The following is a 13988-nucleotide window of genomic DNA, read 5'->3' on the forward strand; positions in this document are numbered from 1 at the left end:
TCCAAAATACCCTTTACATCGTAGCCGAGCTTTTGCCACTTCCCAGTTTCTGCGATGCAAAGGCGCCGCCGGCCGATCCCTGAACGCCAGGTTATCTCCCGCCGGAGCATCAAAATGCGCGCCAATGCTAACCACATTGGCGATGTCGCACCATAAGACAACTACGTAGAAAGGCCAATTCTAGTGAAAATTAGCCTGATTGGAACGAGAAAACCTTATCCGGACGTGATGAAAGTGCAACAGATTTTGCGGTCGGTCTAAAAATCAGACAATCGCTAGGCCAATTCGCCTTTCACCAGCGGCACAAAACGCACCGCTTCCACCGCGTCGACAACGAATTCGTTGCCATGACGCTGAATGCGTTTGAGGGTTTGGGCCTGTTCGCCGACCGGCAGCACCAAAATACCGCCGTCGTCCAATTGCTCCACCAGCGCCTGCGGAATTTCCGGCGGCGCGGCAGTGACGATGATTGCATCGAACGGACCGCGCGACGCCCAGCCTTGCCAGCCGTCGCCGTGGCGGGTAGAAACATTATGGAGATCGAGCTGCTTCAGACGGCGCTTGGCCTGCCATTGCAACCCTTTGATGCGTTCGACGGAACAAACGTGTTGCACCAGATGCGCCAGAATGGCGGTTTGATAACCGGAACCGGTGCCAATCTCCAGCACCCTCGAAGTGGGCGTCAGGTTCAGCAGTTCGGTCATGCGCGCCACCATATAAGGCTGGGAGATGGTCTGGCCGGAACCGATCGGCAGCGCGGTATTTTCGTAGGCCTTGTGATCCAGCGCCTCGTCGACAAAACGTTCGCGCGGCACCGCTTCGATCGCCTGCAGCAACTTTTCGTCCCGGATCCCCTGCTGCCGCAGCTGCGTCAGCAATGTTTGCATACGCTTGTTCACCATTCCCCGCTAACCTCTGCCTTGGTTAACCATGTTTTCACGACTTCCTGCGCCGCGTAGGCAGTCAAATCCACCTGCAGCGGCGTGATCGCCACATAGCCCTGTTCCACCGCCGCAAAGTCGGTATCCGGCCCGGCATCAAATTTATCACCAGGCGGCCCGATCCAGTAGAGATTTTGTCCGCGCGGATCCTGCTGGCAGAAGACCTTATCGGCGGGATGGCGGCTGCCGCAGCGGGTGACGCGCAGGCCTTTGATCTCCGCCAGCGGCAGATCCGGCACGTTGATATTCAGGATTTTTCCGGTACGCAACGGCTCGCGCTGCAACGCGCGCAGGATGCGGCAGGTAATGACGGCGGCGGTCGCATAGTGCTGATGGCCGTTCAGCGACACCGCCAGCGCGGGCAGCCCCAGGTGCCGCCCCTCCATCGCCGCCGCGACGGTGCCGGAATAGATGACGTCGTCGCCCAAATTCGGCCCGGCGTTGATGCCGGAGACCACGATGTCCGGCGCCGGGCGCATCAGCGCGTTGACGCCAAGATAGACACAGTCGGTCGGCGTCCCCTGCAGCACCGCGATATCGCCGTTGGCCAGCGTCTGCGTACGCAGCGGCGACTCCAGCGTCAGGGCATTGGAAGAGCCGCTGCGGTTACGATCCGGCGCCACCACTTGCACCTCGGCGAACTCCCGCAGCGCCGCCGCCAACGCCTGAATGCCCGGGGCGCTAACGCCGTCATCGTTACTCAGTAATATCCGCATCGCTGTCATCCTGCTGCATGATCTCGCGAACCACGCTGGTCGCGAAGCTGCCTGCCGGCAACCAGAAACGCAGCTCCACGGTAACGTCATCCCACCAGTTCCACAGCATATTTTGCGGCTGCAGCAGCAGGGCCCGACGAGCGGGTTCGACACGCTCGCGCTTTAAAAGCGTAAGCAATTCCGGTTGTTCCGCCAAGCATTGTTGTTCAAAAGCCAATACCTGGCCGGCGGTGCCCGGCTCGCCGTCACCTGGCAAGGGCGCCGTGATCGCCAGCTCGCCGGCATCCAGCCGTTGCTGCAACGTCTCAAGCTCATCGGCTTTGGCAACGAACCAGCTGCCGCGCCCACTCAGCTGCAGGGCATCCCCTTCCAGCACGGTGCGCTGCAGTCCATCGGCCAGGCGCCGGCCGGCAATCTGATTGAACAGCGCGCTACGGCTGGCGGACAGGTAGAAGCTGCGTTTACTGCGCTCTTTGACGCGGATTTCGTCATTCGCCCAGCGGCGCGCCATCACCAGGTTGTTGCCGCCGCGGCCGAAACGCTGGCTGCCAAAGTAGTTCGGCACGCCCTGCGCGGCGATCGCCTGCAAGCGGCGCTCCACGTCCTGCCGATCGGAAATCTGGCGCAGCACCAGCGTAAAGTGGTTGCCCTTCAGAGTGCCGATGCGCATCTTACGCAGGTGACGGGCGTACGAGAGCACCTCGCAGCCTTCCAGCGTAAACCGGGAGAAGTCCGGCGTTTCCTTGCCCGGCATATGCAGGCAGAACCACTGTTCGGTCACCGCGTGACGATCCTTCAAGCCCGCATAGCTGACGGAACGGGCGTGAATGCCGGCGAAGCGCGCCAGATAGTCGGCCACGAACTGGGTATTACAGCCGTTTTTACGGATGTTCACCAACACGTGCTCGCCTTCGCCGTCCGGTGCAAAACCCAGGTCTTCCACCACCACGAAATCTTCCGGATTGGCTTTCAGCACCCCGGTGCTCTGCGGTCGGCCATGCAGCCAGGTCAGATTCGCCATATCCATACCGTTATTCCTTGATCAGCAAGGCGACCGCTTCGCAAGCGATGCCCTCGCCGCGCCCGGTGAAGCCGAGCTGCTCGGTCGTCGTGGCCTTCACGTTGACGTCATCCATATGGCACTGCAGATCTTCCGCCAGGAACACGCGCATCTGCGGGATGTGCGGCGCCATTTTCGGCGCCTGGGCGATGATGGTGATATCGAGGTTGCCAAGGCGGTACCCTTTGGCGCGAATGCGTTTCCAGGCTTCGCGCAGCAGCTCGCGGCTGTCGGCACCTTTGAACGCCGGATCGGTATCGGGGAACAGCTTGCCGATATCGCCCAGCGCCGCCGCGCCCAACAAGGCGTCGGTTGCGGCGTGCAGCGCAACATCGCCGTCGGAATGGGCCAGCAAACCTTTGTCGTAAGGGATGCGAACGCCACCGATCACCAACGGGCCTTCGCCGCCGAATTTATGTACGTCAAAACCGTGACCGATACGCATGGTGCGCTCCTTAATTGTCTAACTGGGTCAAATAGAACGCCGCCAGCGCCAAATCTTCCGGCCGCGTTACTTTAATATTGTCCGCCCGCCCGGCGACCAGCAGCGGATGATAACCGCAATGCTCCAGCGCCGAGGCTTCGTCGGTGACGTTCGCGCCTTCATCCAGCGCGCGTTGCAGGCACTGTTTGAGCAGCGGCAGCGGAAACAGCTGCGGCGTCAGCGCGTGCCACAGATCCTGCCGTTCGACGGTATGGGCGATGGTTTCGCGGCCGGGTTCGGCGCGCTTCATGGTGTCACGCACCGGCGCGGCGAGTATGCCGCCGACCTTACTGTGCGCGGTGATCGCCAGCAGGCGTTCAAGATCGTCGGCGTGCAGGCAGGGGCGCGCGGCGTCGTGCACCAGCACCCAGTCCGCATCGCCCGCCAGCTTCAGCCCGGCCATCACCGAATCGGCGCGCTGTTTGCCACCCTCGGTGACGATCACCCGCGGATCCTGGGCGATCGGCAACCGTTCGAACTGACGATCTTCCGGGCCGATCGCCACGATCACCCGCTCAATGCGCGGGTGGCGCAACAGGGCGTGGATGGCGTGTTCGACGATGCTGTGCCGGCCGATGGTTAAATATTGCTTCGGGCATTCCGCCTGCATGCGGCTGCCGATACCGGCAGCGGGCAGGACGGCAATCACCGAGGGAAAGGTGCCTGCGGAGTGATTCATGCGTTATTTTTGTGCGTTATTTTGCGAGGAAGACGCCGCGTTGCGTCTGGATTGGTCAGGAACCAGACGATAGAAAGTCTCACCGGGCTTGATCATGCCCAGTTCATTACGCGCTCGCTCTTCGATCGCTTCCTGACCGCCGTTCAAATCATCGATTTCGGCAAACAGCTGATCGTTACGCGCTTTCAACTTAGCGTTGTTGCCCTGTTGGACCGCAACGTCTTCATTGACCCGCACGTAATCGTGAATACCATTTTTGCCCAGCCACAGTGAATACTGTAACCAACCGAGCAATGCCAGCAATAGCAGCGTAAGTTTTCCCATCTCCGCCCCCTGAAAAACCGACCAATCATCCCACAACTTCTCGTTGGACTCCACACTGAGAGCGGCATTTCAACGCCAAATTCAGAATACGGATGAAGGGTTCTCGAGTTTATAGCCTAATTCCGCTGCCAAAGCGGCAAAAAAAGCCCCTTTTGCCCGGCGTGCGCGACGTGTTTTCCGGTAAGGCGCACACTGTCTTTTTCCCATTATGCAGCAAGAATCACTATACCGCCGCCCTGTGCCTCATCGCTTTCGCCGTTACCGGGCTAAAAGTGAATATTTAACACCATAGAAATAATAATCATCATGCAGCGGTTGCACTTTCATTCACATAAGCTTATTTTTATGCACTCATAGTGCATAAATAATTCCAATATATAACCTTTCATTATCGGGGATCGCGATGTTAAAACGTTTAGTTCTGATCGGCGCCTGCCTGGCCGCCACCTTCTCCACCGCCGCGTTGGCGGCTGAACCTACCTACGTCGTCGGCTCCGGCGGCACCTATCGGCCGTTCGAATTTGAAAACAGTCAAAAGCAGCTGGAAGGTTTCGATATCGACATCATCAAAGCGGTAGCCAAGGCCGAGGGCTTCCAGATCAAACTGATCAATACGCCGTGGGAAGGCATCTTCGCCACGCTGAACTCCGGCGATCGCGATATCATCATTTCCGGCATCACCATCACCGATAAGCGCAAGCAGATGGTTGATTTCTCCGCGCCTTACTTCCCGGCGGAACAGGCCATCGTCGTGCCGCAAGACTCGAAGGTGGACTCCATCGCCGCGCTGAAAGCGCTGAAGGTCGGCGTAGTGAACTCCAGCACCGGCGACATCGTGGTGTCCGACGTGCTGGGTAAGAACAGCACCGCCATCAAACGCTTCGACAATACCCCGCTGATGCTGCAGGAGCTGTATGAAGACGGCATCGGCGCGGCGGTCGGCGACGTCGGCGTGGCCAAGTTCTATATCAAAACTCACCCGGAGAAAGCCTTCAAGCTGGTGCCCGACGCCAAGTTCGAGCGTCAGTATTTCGGCATCGCCGTCGCCAAGGGCAACGATGAGCTACGCAACAAGATCAACGCCGGCCTGAAGAAGATCGTTGCCGACGGCACCTACGCCAAGATCTACCAAACCTGGTTCGACAGCAACGTACCGACGCTGCCGGCGGAATAATCCCCTGTCACCGGCGCCCACCAGGCCGCCGGCGCACCACCGTTTCAGCCTACCAAGAAGGAATACCCCTTGAACTTCCGCTGGGAGATCATCCAGGAATACGCGCCGCTGTTTATGGAAGGCGCCTGGATGACCATCAAATGCACCATTATCTGCGTGCTGCTGGGCACCACCTGGGGATTGATCCTCGGGCTGGGCCGCCTGGCGCAGGCGCCGCACGGCATCTGGAAACCCATCCTGCGTTACGGCGTTCAGTGGCCGGTGCGCATCTACATCAGCGCCTTTCGCGGCACGCCGCTGTTTGTGCAGATCATGGTGGTGCACTTTGCGCTGGTGCCGTTGTTCATCAATCCGCGCGACGGCCTGCTGGTCACCAGCGGCCTGATGAGCGTCGATTTCGCCCGTGCGCTGCGCGCCGACTACGGCGCATTTCTCTCCTGCGTGGTGGCGATCACGCTCAATGCCGGCGCTTATGTCTCGGAGATCTTTCGCGCCGGGATCCAGTCGGTCGACCGCGGCCAGATGGAGGCCTCGCGTTCGCTGGGCATGAGCTATGGCAAGACCATGCGCCAGGTGATCCTGCCGCAGGCTTTCCGCCGCATGTTGCCGCCGCTGGGCAACAACGCCATCGCCATCGTCAAGGATTCGTCGCTGGCCTCCGCCATCGGCCTGGCGGATCTGGCCTATGCAGCCCGCACCGTCTCCGGCGCCTACGCCACCTACTGGGAGCCCTATCTGACCATTTCGCTGGTCTATTGGGTCATCACCTTCCTGCTCTCGCTGCTGGTGCAACACATGGAAAAGAGGTTCGGTAAAAGTGATTCGCGTACATAATCTGCAAAAACAGTTCGGCGAAAGCCACGTGCTGCGCGGCATTTCCTGCCAGATCGCCGCCAACGAAGTGGTGTGCGTCATCGGCCCTTCTGGCTCGGGCAAAAGCACCTTCCTGCGCTGCATCAATGCGCTGGAGACGCTCTCCGGCGGCGAGATCGAGGTCAACGGCTTCGCCGTCCACGATCAGAAAACCGACCTGAACAAGATGCGGGAAAGCGTGGGCATGGTATTCCAACGTTTCAACCTGTTCCCGCACATGACGGTGTTGGAAAATATCATCATGGCGCCAATGAGCGTGAAGAAACAGCCGCGCGCCGAAGCCATCGAGCAAGCAGAACAGCTGCTGCTCAAGGTCGGCCTGCTCGACAAGATCGACGCCTACCCCAACAGCCTGTCCGGCGGCCAGCAGCAGCGGGTAGCGATCGCCCGCGCGCTGGCGATGGAGCCGAAGATCATGCTGTTCGACGAACCGACCTCCGCGCTCGATCCTGAGCTGGTGGGCGAAGTGTTGGCGGTGATGAAATCACTGGCCCACGAGGGCATGACCATGGTGGTGGTGACGCATGAGATGGGCTTTGCCCGCGAGGTGGCCGACCGGGTGCTGTTTATCGATCAGGGGATCATTCAGGAGGAGGGTGCGCCGCAGCAGATCTTCAGCCAGCCGGCCAATCCGCGCACTCAGGCGTTTCTGAGCAAAGTTTTGTAACCTTCGGCACGGCTTTGCAATCCTTCGGGCGCCGGCATCGGCGCCCGCTCTCTCACCACCCGGTCAGGAAGCTGAACACCAGCCAGAACAGGCACAGCACGATCGTGCCGGTCAGCAGCAACGTCAGGATCAGACGGCCGCGCAACAGCATGCTGAGGGTGATGCCGATCAGCACTGACAGCGGCATCAGCGCCAGGAAGAACGGCCAGGTATAGAGCAGGAAAAACAGCGTGTTGGAACCGTAAACCAGAAACGGCAACGCGAATGCCAGCCAGTAGAAAACAAAGCCGCTGACGCCGCCCAGGAAAGAATAAGACGGCTCCTCTCTCTCCTGTTTTGACTGCTTGGAGTCGATCAAGATAGGCGTGACATTTTGCATAGTGATCCCTGGTTATTCGGCTCGCTCTGCGGCGGCTTAGAGTAAAAAGCGCATGGCGAAAAACGCCACACGCTTTTTTTGAATTCAGGGTTTGATAATAGCCTGACCACGCAACACGTCTAACAATTGCGCAATCAAATTTGTTACCAATTGTTGGCCATCGAGGTGAATTTCCGGCTGTTGCGGCGCCTCGTAAACCGCGTCGATGCCGGTGAAATTGCGCAGCTCGCCGGCGCGCGCTTTCTTATACAATCCCTTCGGATCGCGCGCCTCGCAGATCGCCAACGGCGTGTCGACGAACACCTCGATAAAGCGCTCCTCGCCGAGCATCTCGCGCACCATCTGCCGCTCGGCGCGATGCGGCGAAATGAACGCGGTCAGCACCACCAGCCCGGCGTCCACCATCAGTTTGGCCACCTCCCCCACCCGGCGAATGTTCTCGCGCCGATCCTCGTCGGAGAAGCCGAGATCGCGACACAGGCCGTGCCGCACGTTATCGCCGTCCAGCAGATAGGTGCTGACACCGAGACCGTGCAACGCCTGCTCCAGCGCGCCGGCGACGGTGGATTTGCCCGAGCCGGACAGCCCGGTAAACCACAACACCACGCCGCGGTGGCCGTTGCGCGCTTCGCGATCCGCACGCGTCACCGCATGCGGATGCCAAACCACGTTCTCATCGTCCGGCCCGCTCGCCCTCAGTTCCACGGCCACCTTACTGGCCACCGAGCAGATCGCGCGCACCCCAGTGCGGGAAGTGTTTGCGCACCAGCGCATTCAGCTCCAGCTCGAAGGCGCTGAACTCGCCGCGCGCCGCCGAGGCGGCCTGCAGCGTTTCACGCACCAGACCGGCACCGACCGTAACGTTGCTCATGCGATCGATGAAGATCAGCCCGCCGGTGTCGTGGTTGCTCTGGTAGCTGTCCAGCACCAGCGGTTCGTCGAAGGTCAGCTCAACCAACCCGATACCGTTGAGCGGCAGGGTGTCAGCCGGGTGCTGCGCCAGCGTATTGATCTCCACCTGATGGCGGATGCTCTCCACGCGAGCGCGGGTCTTTTTGCCGGCGATCTTGATGTCGTAGCTCTGGCCCGGCACCAGCGGCTGTTCGGCCATCCACACCACGTCCACCAGCGCGCTCTGCGCCGCCTGCAGGCTTTCGCCGGCATCGACCAGCAGATCGCCGCGGCTGATGTCCACCTCATCCTTCAGCACCAGCGTAATCGCCTCGCCCGGCACCGCCTCTTGCAGATCGCCGTCGAAGGTCACGATGCGCGCCACGCTGGACTCCACGCCGGAAGGCAGCACCTTGACCCGTTGCCCCACCCGCACCACGCCGGCGGACAGAGTGCCGGCATAGCCGCGAAAATCGAGGTTCGGGCGATTGACGTACTGCACCGGGAAGCGCAGCGGCTGGTTTTCACGCTCGCTGACCACGTCGACGCTCTCGAGCACTTCCAACAACGTCGGGCCGCTGTACCACGGCATATGGGCGCTTTCGCTCGCCACGTTGTCGCCGTCCAGCGCCGACAGCGGCACGAATTTGATATCCAGATCGCCCGGCAGCTGCTGGGCGAAGGTCAGGTAATCCTGTTTGAACTGTTCGAACACCGCTTCCTGATAATCCACCAGATCCATTTTGTTTACCGCGACCACCAGATGGCGAATGCCCAGCAGGGTTGCGATAAAGCTGTGGCGGCGAGTCTGATCCAGTACCCCTTTGCGCGCGTCGATCAGCAGGATCGCCAGATCGCAGGTGGAGGCACCGGTGGCCATGTTGCGGGTGTACTGCTCGTGTCCCGGGGTATCGGCGATGATAAATTTACGCTTTTCGGTCGAGAAATAGCGATAGGCCACATCTATGGTAATGCCCTGCTCGCGTTCGGCCTGCAGGCCGTCCACCAGCAGCGCCAGATCGAGTTTCTCGCCCTGAGTACCGATGCGTTTGCTGTCGCTGTGCAGCGTCGACAGCTGATCCTCGTAGATCTGGCGGGTATCGTGCAGCAGGCGGCCGATCAGGGTGCTTTTGCCGTCGTCGACGCTGCCGCAGGTCAGAAAGCGCAGCAGGCTCTTGTGCTGCTGCGCGTGCAGATAGGATTCGACGCCGCCCTGGTCAGCGATTTGTTGTGCAATTGCGTTGTTCATCCGGCGGCTCCTTAGAAATACCCTTGACGCTTTTTCAGCTCCATCGAGCCGGACTGATCGCGGTCGATCATCCGCCCCTGGCGTTCACTGGTGGTGGAGACCAGCATCTCTTCGATGATCTCCGGCAGGGTTTGCGCCTGCGAATCCACCGCGCCGGTCAGCGGCCAGCAACCCAGGGTGCGGAAACGCACCATGCGCTGGCTGATCACTTCCCCCGGCTGCAGATCGATACGATCGTCGTCCACCATCATCAGCATGCCGTCACGCTCCACCACCGGGCGTGGTTTCGCCAGGTACAGCGGCACGATGTCGATCTTTTCTAGGAAGATGTACTGCCAGATATCCAGCTCGGTCCAGTTCGACAGCGGGAAGACGCGGATGCTCTCCCCTTTGTTGATCTGGCCGTTATAGTTGTGCCACAGCTCCGGCCGCTGATTTTTCGGATCCCAGCGGTGGAAGCGATCGCGGAACGAATAGATGCGCTCTTTGGCACGCGATTTCTCCTCGTCGCGCCGCGCGCCGCCAAAGGCGGCGTCGAAACCGTACTTGTTCAACGCCTGCTTCAGGCCCTCGGTCTTCATGATGTCGGTATGCTTGGCGCTGCCGTGCACGAACGGGTTGATGCCCATCGCCACCCCTTCCGGGTTTTTGTGCACCAACAGCTCGAAACCGTACTCCTTCGCGGTGCGATCGCGGAATTCGTACATTTCGCGGAATTTCCAGCCGGTATCGACGTGCAGCAGCGGGAACGGCAGCGTGCCGGGGAAGAACGCCTTGCGCGCCAGATGCAGCATCACGGAAGAGTCTTTACCGATGGAGTACAGCATCACCGGGTTAGCGAATTCAGCGGCGACTTCACGGATGATATGGATACTCTCCGCCTCCAATTGCCGCAAATGAGTGAGTCGTTTTTCGTCCATAACAGGTCCTTAAAAGCCTTGCCTATGCCAAATTCACGACGGCCGGGCGCGCGGCCCCTTCCGTCTGCGATTGATGCCCGAACCAGGCGATTTGATGGTGCAGTTCCACCACCTCGCCGATCACCAACAGCGCCGGCAACGGCGCCCGTTGGGCCAGGAGTTCCAATTGATCCAGCGTGCCGATCTGCACCTGCTGATCGGCGCGCGTGCCGCGGCTGATCACCGCCACCGGCGTCGCAGCGTCGCGGCCATGGGCGATCAGGCGTTGGCTGATGTCCGCCGCCTTCATGGTGCCCATGTAGATAGCCAGCGTTTGCCGCGCCCGGGCCAGATCGGCCCAGTCCAGGCCATCGCCGTCGGGGCGGCAGTGGCCGGTGATAAAGGTCACGCTCTGCGCGTGATCGCGATGCGTCAGCGGAATGCCGGCGTAGGCGGTCGCGCCCGCGGCGGCCGTGACGCCAGGCACCACCTGGAACGGAATGCCGGCGGCGGCGGCCACCTGCAGCTCTTCGCCGCCGCGGCCAAAGATGAACGGATCGCCGCCCTTGAGGCGCACCACCCGTTTGCCCTGCTGCGCCAGCTCCACCAGCAGCCGGTTGGTCTCTTCCTGGATCACCGAGTGCGCGCCGGCGCGCTTGCCCACGCAGATGCGCTCGGCGTCGCGCCGCACCAGATCGAGGATCTCGCCGCTGACCAGATGGTCATACAGCACCACGTCCGCCTGCTGCATCACCTGCAGCCCGCGCAGGGTCAACAGCCCCACGTCGCCCGGCCCGGCGCCCACCAGGGCGATCTCGCCCTGTGCGCCTTCATCGCCTGCGGCGAAGTGGTGTAAATCCTGCTCCAGCTGCCGTTCCGCCTGCGCCGTCTGGCCGTTGGCCACCAGCGTGGCGAAACGGCCGCCGAACGTTTTCTCCCAGAAACGGCGACGTTCGCCAATTGAAGCCAACCGCTGTTTAACCTGGCCGCGCCAGCGGCCCGCCACCTGCGCCATCTGCCCCAAACTGGCGGGCAATAACGCCTCCAGCTTTTCGCGCAGCAGGCGCGCCAGCACCGGCGCCTGGCCGCTGGACGACACCGCCACCACCAGCGGCGAGCGATCGATGATCGACGGGAAGATGAACGAGCAGCGCGGCTGATCGTCCACCACGTTGGCCAACACCCGGCGCTTATCCGCCTCGGCGAACACCGCGGCGTTCAGCGCGTTGTCGTCCGTGGCGGCGATCGCCAGAAACACGTCGTCCAACTGCTGCGGATCAAAGCTTTCCCCCAGCCAGAGCACCCGCCCCAGCTGACGTTGTTGTTCCAGTTCCGGTGAGAGTGACTGCGCAACTATCCGTATTTCAGCCCCGGCGCGCTGAAGCAGATCGACTTTGCGCGCAGCCACGTCACCACCGCCAACGACCAGCACCGGACGTTGTTTCAGGTCGGCGAATATTGGTAGATAGTCCACAACAGCCTTTTCATATAACAGAAAGATAGTGTGACTATACGGGCTGAGATTTAGCCTCTGAAATGACGAAAAGGAATGATTAGTTCCTTTATGGAATATAGGCCGCAGCGCAGGAGGCAAACGGTGATAATCGAGGCGATGCTTTGCGCGTTCGCGCGAAATTAAGAGACAGGGAAATTGTGTAATGCCGCCCGGCGTCTCATACTGGGTGCCGCAGAAAAATGATCGGCAGCGCCGATAGCAAAGAAGGATTTTTCGGTATGTTTTCCCGTTTTTACCTGAAGACCAGCCTGCTGGCCCTCGCACTCGGCGGCGTCTTCAGCGTGTGTGCCGCACAGCCCGCAAAAGACGCGCCAATGGGCCGTTTCGCCGCCGAACAGACCCGCCACATCGCCACTTACTTCCCCGGCCGCATGGCGGGCAGCCCGGCCGAATTGCTCACCGCCGACTACCTGAAGCAGCAGTTCAGCAAGATGGGCTACCAAAGCGATATTCGCAGCGTCAATACGCGCTATCTCTACACCAGCAAAGACGGCAAGAAGAACTGGAACAACGTCACCGCCAGCTCGGTGATCGCCGCCCGCAACGGCGACAGCCCGAAACAGATAGTGATCGTCGCCCACTTCGACACCTATACGCCGCAGAGCGACGAAGATCTGGATAACAATCTCGGCGGCTTGACGCTGCAGGGCGTCGACGACAACGCCTCCGGCATCGGCGTGATGCTGGAACTGGCGGAACGCCTGAAGAACATCCCCACCGCCTACGGCCTGCGCTTCGTCGCCACCAGCGCCGAAGAGATCGGTTCGCTGGGGGCGCAGAACTACCTGCAGCGCATGAGCGCGGAAGAGAAAAGCAACACCGTACTGGTGATCAACCTCGACAGTCTGATCACCGGCGATCGCCTGTACTTCAACGCCGGGCGCAACACGCCGCCGCAGATGGCGAAGCGCTCCCGCGATCGCGCGCTGGATATCGCCCACCGCTACGGCATCGCCGCCGCCACCAACCCTGGCAATGCACAGCATCCGCAGGGTACCGGCTGCTGCTCCGATCAAGAGGTATTCGATGCGGCGGGCATCCCGGTGCTGTCGGTGGAAGCCACCAACTGGTCGCTGGGCGACAAGGACGGTTACCAGCAACGCGCCGTCAGCCCGCACTTCCCGCAGGGCGTCACCTGGCACCGCCCGCAGTATGACAACCTGCAGTATCTGGATCGCTACCTGCCGGGGCGGATCGATAAACGCAGCCGCGACAGCGTGCAGATCCTGCTGCCGCTGATCAAAGAGCTGGCGCAGGCGCACCCGCCGAAAGCGAAAGCGAAAAAGAAAAAGTAGCCCGCAAAAAAAACAGGGCCCAGCATTGCTGAGCCCTGTCGTGTGATTCGCCTCGTTTAGCCTTCGTGCAGACCGCACTCGCGCTTCAGCCCGAAGAAACGCGTCTCTTCCTCGCTCATGCCCGGCTCCCACTTCTGGGTGGTGTGGGTATCGCCTACCGACAGGTAGCCCTGCTCCCACAGCGGGTGATAGCTCAGCCCGTGTTCGGTCAAATACTGGTAAATCTTGCGGTTGTCCCAGTCGATGATCGGCAGGATCTTGAACACCCCGCGCTGCACCGCCAGCACCGGCAGATTGGCGCGGCTGTCGGACTGTTCGCGCCGCAGGCCGGCGAACCAGCTCTGCGCGCCCAGCGTCTCCAGCGCGCGATTCATCGGCTCAACCTTGTTGATCTGGTTGTACTTTTCAATCCCTTCCACGCCCTGTTCCCACAGCTTGCCGTAGCGCGCCTCTTGCCAGGCGGGAGACTGTTCGGCGCGGAACACCTGCAGATTCAGCTTCAGCTGGTCGGTCAGTTGATCGATAAAGCGATAGGTTTCCGGGAACAGGTAACCGGTGTCGGTCAGGATCACCGGGATATCCGGCCGGATGCGCGTCACCAGGTGCAGACATACTGCCGCCTGAATGCCGAAACTGGACGAGAGTACGAACTCGCCGGGCAGATGCTCCAGCGCCCATGCAACGCGCTGTTCGGCGCTGAGGGTCTCCAGTTGGCCGTTGACCACCGCCAATGCCAGCGCCTGCCCGGATTTGGGCAGCGCGTTCAGCGCCGCCAGATCGAATTCAGCCATGTTGTCTCTCCTGCTACTTGAAATTGCCTGTGCGGCCCCTCTGCCCAGAG

At 61.0% G+C, this 13988-nt stretch carries 16 protein-coding genes; 4 read left to right on the forward strand and 12 right to left on the reverse strand.

The window, feature by feature from the left end; genetic code table 11:
- Nucleotides 1–275: 275 nt before the first annotated feature.
- The 6 genes from GKN89_RS12120 to ftsB are packed head-to-tail and all read right to left on the reverse strand — an operon-like array spanning nt 276 to nt 4204.
- On the reverse strand, nt 276–902 hold the full coding sequence (locus tag GKN89_RS12120; RefSeq protein ID WP_019455117.1) for a protein-L-isoaspartate(D-aspartate) O-methyltransferase: 627 nt from the start codon (nt 900–902) through the stop codon (nt 276–278).
- A complete protein-coding gene (surE, locus tag GKN89_RS12125; RefSeq protein WP_019455116.1) occupies nt 896–1657 on the reverse strand; it encodes a 5'/3'-nucleotidase SurE in 762 nt (253 codons plus the stop codon). Before surE ends, GKN89_RS12120 begins: the two co-directional genes overlap by 7 nt.
- On the reverse strand, nt 1638–2684 hold the full coding sequence (gene truD / locus GKN89_RS12130) for a tRNA pseudouridine(13) synthase TruD (protein WP_063918182.1): 1047 nt from the start codon (nt 2682–2684) through the stop codon (nt 1638–1640). The genes surE and truD overlap by 20 nt, the downstream gene beginning before the upstream one ends.
- Nucleotides 2685–2688: 4 nt before the next feature.
- On the reverse strand, nt 2689–3162 hold the full coding sequence (ispF, locus tag GKN89_RS12135; protein ID WP_004932594.1) for a 2-C-methyl-D-erythritol 2,4-cyclodiphosphate synthase: 474 nt from the start codon (nt 3160–3162) through the stop codon (nt 2689–2691).
- A gap of 10 nt (nt 3163–3172) precedes the next feature.
- Nucleotides 3173–3880, reverse strand: coding sequence for a 2-C-methyl-D-erythritol 4-phosphate cytidylyltransferase (gene ispD, locus GKN89_RS12140; RefSeq protein ID WP_019455114.1), 708 nt, complete (start codon nt 3878–3880; stop codon nt 3173–3175).
- 3 nt (nt 3881–3883) lie between these two features.
- Nucleotides 3884–4204 (reverse strand): cell division protein FtsB, encoded by a 321-nt coding sequence (ftsB, locus tag GKN89_RS12145; RefSeq protein ID WP_016929043.1) that lies wholly within the window; start codon nt 4202–4204, stop codon nt 3884–3886.
- A gap of 403 nt (nt 4205–4607) precedes the next feature.
- On the opposite strand from ftsB, the gene GKN89_RS12150 reads away from it, so the two are divergent.
- The 3 genes from GKN89_RS12150 to GKN89_RS12160 all read left to right on the forward strand — a co-directional run bounded on the left by GKN89_RS12150 (nt 4608) and on the right by GKN89_RS12160 (nt 6918).
- Nucleotides 4608–5378 carry a basic amino acid ABC transporter substrate-binding protein gene (locus GKN89_RS12150; protein ID WP_019455113.1) on the forward strand — a complete coding sequence of 257 codons (771 nt, stop codon included), beginning with the start codon at nt 4608–4610 and terminating at the stop codon, nt 5376–5378.
- Between the two features lie 114 nt (nt 5379–5492).
- Nucleotides 5493–6212, forward strand: a complete 720-nt coding sequence (locus tag GKN89_RS12155) for an amino acid ABC transporter permease (protein WP_154747222.1) — start codon at nt 5493–5495, stop codon at nt 6210–6212.
- Nucleotides 6196–6918, forward strand: a complete 723-nt coding sequence (locus GKN89_RS12160; RefSeq protein ID WP_370520200.1) for an amino acid ABC transporter ATP-binding protein — start codon at nt 6196–6198, stop codon at nt 6916–6918. The genes GKN89_RS12155 and GKN89_RS12160 overlap by 17 nt, the downstream gene beginning before the upstream one ends.
- A 52-nt stretch (nt 6919–6970) precedes the next feature.
- Here the strand turns inward: GKN89_RS12160 and GKN89_RS12165 are convergent, their stop codons facing one another.
- The 5 genes from GKN89_RS12165 to cysG form a co-directional block, all read right to left on the reverse strand.
- Nucleotides 6971–7297: a DUF3561 family protein gene (locus GKN89_RS12165; RefSeq protein ID WP_033637158.1), complete on the reverse strand. Its 327-nt coding sequence runs from the start codon at nt 7295–7297 to the stop codon at nt 6971–6973.
- A gap of 84 nt (nt 7298–7381) precedes the next feature.
- Entirely contained in the window at nt 7382–8071 is a 690-nt protein-coding gene (cysC, locus tag GKN89_RS12170; protein ID WP_080062264.1) for an adenylyl-sulfate kinase, read from the reverse strand.
- Nucleotides 8010–9437, reverse strand: a complete 1428-nt coding sequence (gene cysN, locus GKN89_RS12175) for a sulfate adenylyltransferase subunit CysN (protein ID WP_019455109.1) — start codon at nt 9435–9437, stop codon at nt 8010–8012. The genes cysC and cysN overlap by 62 nt, the downstream gene beginning before the upstream one ends.
- Before the next feature lie 11 nt (nt 9438–9448).
- Nucleotides 9449–10357, reverse strand: a complete 909-nt coding sequence (gene cysD, locus GKN89_RS12180) for a sulfate adenylyltransferase subunit CysD (protein ID WP_004932620.1) — start codon at nt 10355–10357, stop codon at nt 9449–9451.
- 22 nt (nt 10358–10379) lie between these two features.
- Nucleotides 10380–11810: a siroheme synthase CysG gene (cysG, locus tag GKN89_RS12185; protein ID WP_015376683.1), complete on the reverse strand. Its 1431-nt coding sequence runs from the start codon at nt 11808–11810 to the stop codon at nt 10380–10382.
- 260 nt (nt 11811–12070) lie between these two features.
- On the opposite strand from cysG, the gene GKN89_RS12190 reads away from it, so the two are divergent.
- Nucleotides 12071–13147 carry an aminopeptidase gene (locus GKN89_RS12190; protein ID WP_154747091.1) on the forward strand — a complete coding sequence of 359 codons (1077 nt, stop codon included), beginning with the start codon at nt 12071–12073 and terminating at the stop codon, nt 13145–13147.
- A 56-nt stretch (nt 13148–13203) separates the two neighbouring features.
- Here the strand turns inward: GKN89_RS12190 and GKN89_RS12195 are convergent, their stop codons facing one another.
- Entirely contained in the window at nt 13204–13938 is a 735-nt protein-coding gene (locus tag GKN89_RS12195; RefSeq protein ID WP_154747092.1) for a phosphoadenylyl-sulfate reductase, read from the reverse strand.
- Between the last annotated feature and the right edge of the window lie 50 nt (nt 13939–13988).

It is taken from the genome of Serratia sp. YC16, assembly GCF_009707615.1.
In the GTDB taxonomy this organism is placed as follows: Bacteria; Pseudomonadota; Gammaproteobacteria; order Enterobacterales; family Enterobacteriaceae; genus Serratia; species Serratia surfactantfaciens.

What these genes read in the sequence shown, in the direction of transcription:
- GKN89_RS12195 (WP_154747092.1), bottom strand. Translation starts at nt 13,938, where the DNA reads ATGGCTGAATTCGATCTGGCGGCGCTGAACGCGCTGCCCAAATCCGGG.
- GKN89_RS12120 (WP_019455117.1), bottom strand. Translation starts at nt 902, where the DNA reads ATGGTGAACAAGCGTATGCAAACATTGCTGACGCAGCTGCGGCAGCAG.
- cysN (WP_019455109.1), bottom strand. Translation starts at nt 9,437, where the DNA reads ATGAACAACGCAATTGCACAACAAATCGCTGACCAGGGCGGCGTCGAA.
- truD (WP_063918182.1), bottom strand. Translation starts at nt 2,684, where the DNA reads ATGGATATGGCGAATCTGACCTGGCTGCATGGCCGACCGCAGAGCACC.
- cysD (WP_004932620.1), bottom strand. Translation starts at nt 10,357, where the DNA reads ATGGACGAAAAACGACTCACTCATTTGCGGCAATTGGAGGCGGAGAGT.
- surE (WP_019455116.1), bottom strand. Translation starts at nt 1,657, where the DNA reads ATGCGGATATTACTGAGTAACGATGACGGCGTTAGCGCCCCGGGCATT.
- ispD (WP_019455114.1), bottom strand. Translation starts at nt 3,880, where the DNA reads ATGAATCACTCCGCAGGCACCTTTCCCTCGGTGATTGCCGTCCTGCCC.
- GKN89_RS12155 (WP_154747222.1), top strand. Translation starts at nt 5,493, where the DNA reads ATGGAAGGCGCCTGGATGACCATCAAATGCACCATTATCTGCGTGCTG.
- ispF (WP_004932594.1), bottom strand. Translation starts at nt 3,162, where the DNA reads ATGCGTATCGGTCACGGTTTTGACGTACATAAATTCGGCGGCGAAGGC.
- ftsB (WP_016929043.1), bottom strand. Translation starts at nt 4,204, where the DNA reads ATGGGAAAACTTACGCTGCTATTGCTGGCATTGCTCGGTTGGTTACAG.
- cysC (WP_080062264.1), bottom strand. Translation starts at nt 8,071, where the DNA reads ATGCGCTGGTGCGCAAACACTTCCCGCACTGGGGTGCGCGCGATCTGC.
- GKN89_RS12190 (WP_154747091.1), top strand. Translation starts at nt 12,071, where the DNA reads ATGTTTTCCCGTTTTTACCTGAAGACCAGCCTGCTGGCCCTCGCACTC.
- GKN89_RS12150 (WP_019455113.1), top strand. Translation starts at nt 4,608, where the DNA reads ATGTTAAAACGTTTAGTTCTGATCGGCGCCTGCCTGGCCGCCACCTTC.
- GKN89_RS12165 (WP_033637158.1), bottom strand. Translation starts at nt 7,297, where the DNA reads ATGCAAAATGTCACGCCTATCTTGATCGACTCCAAGCAGTCAAAACAG.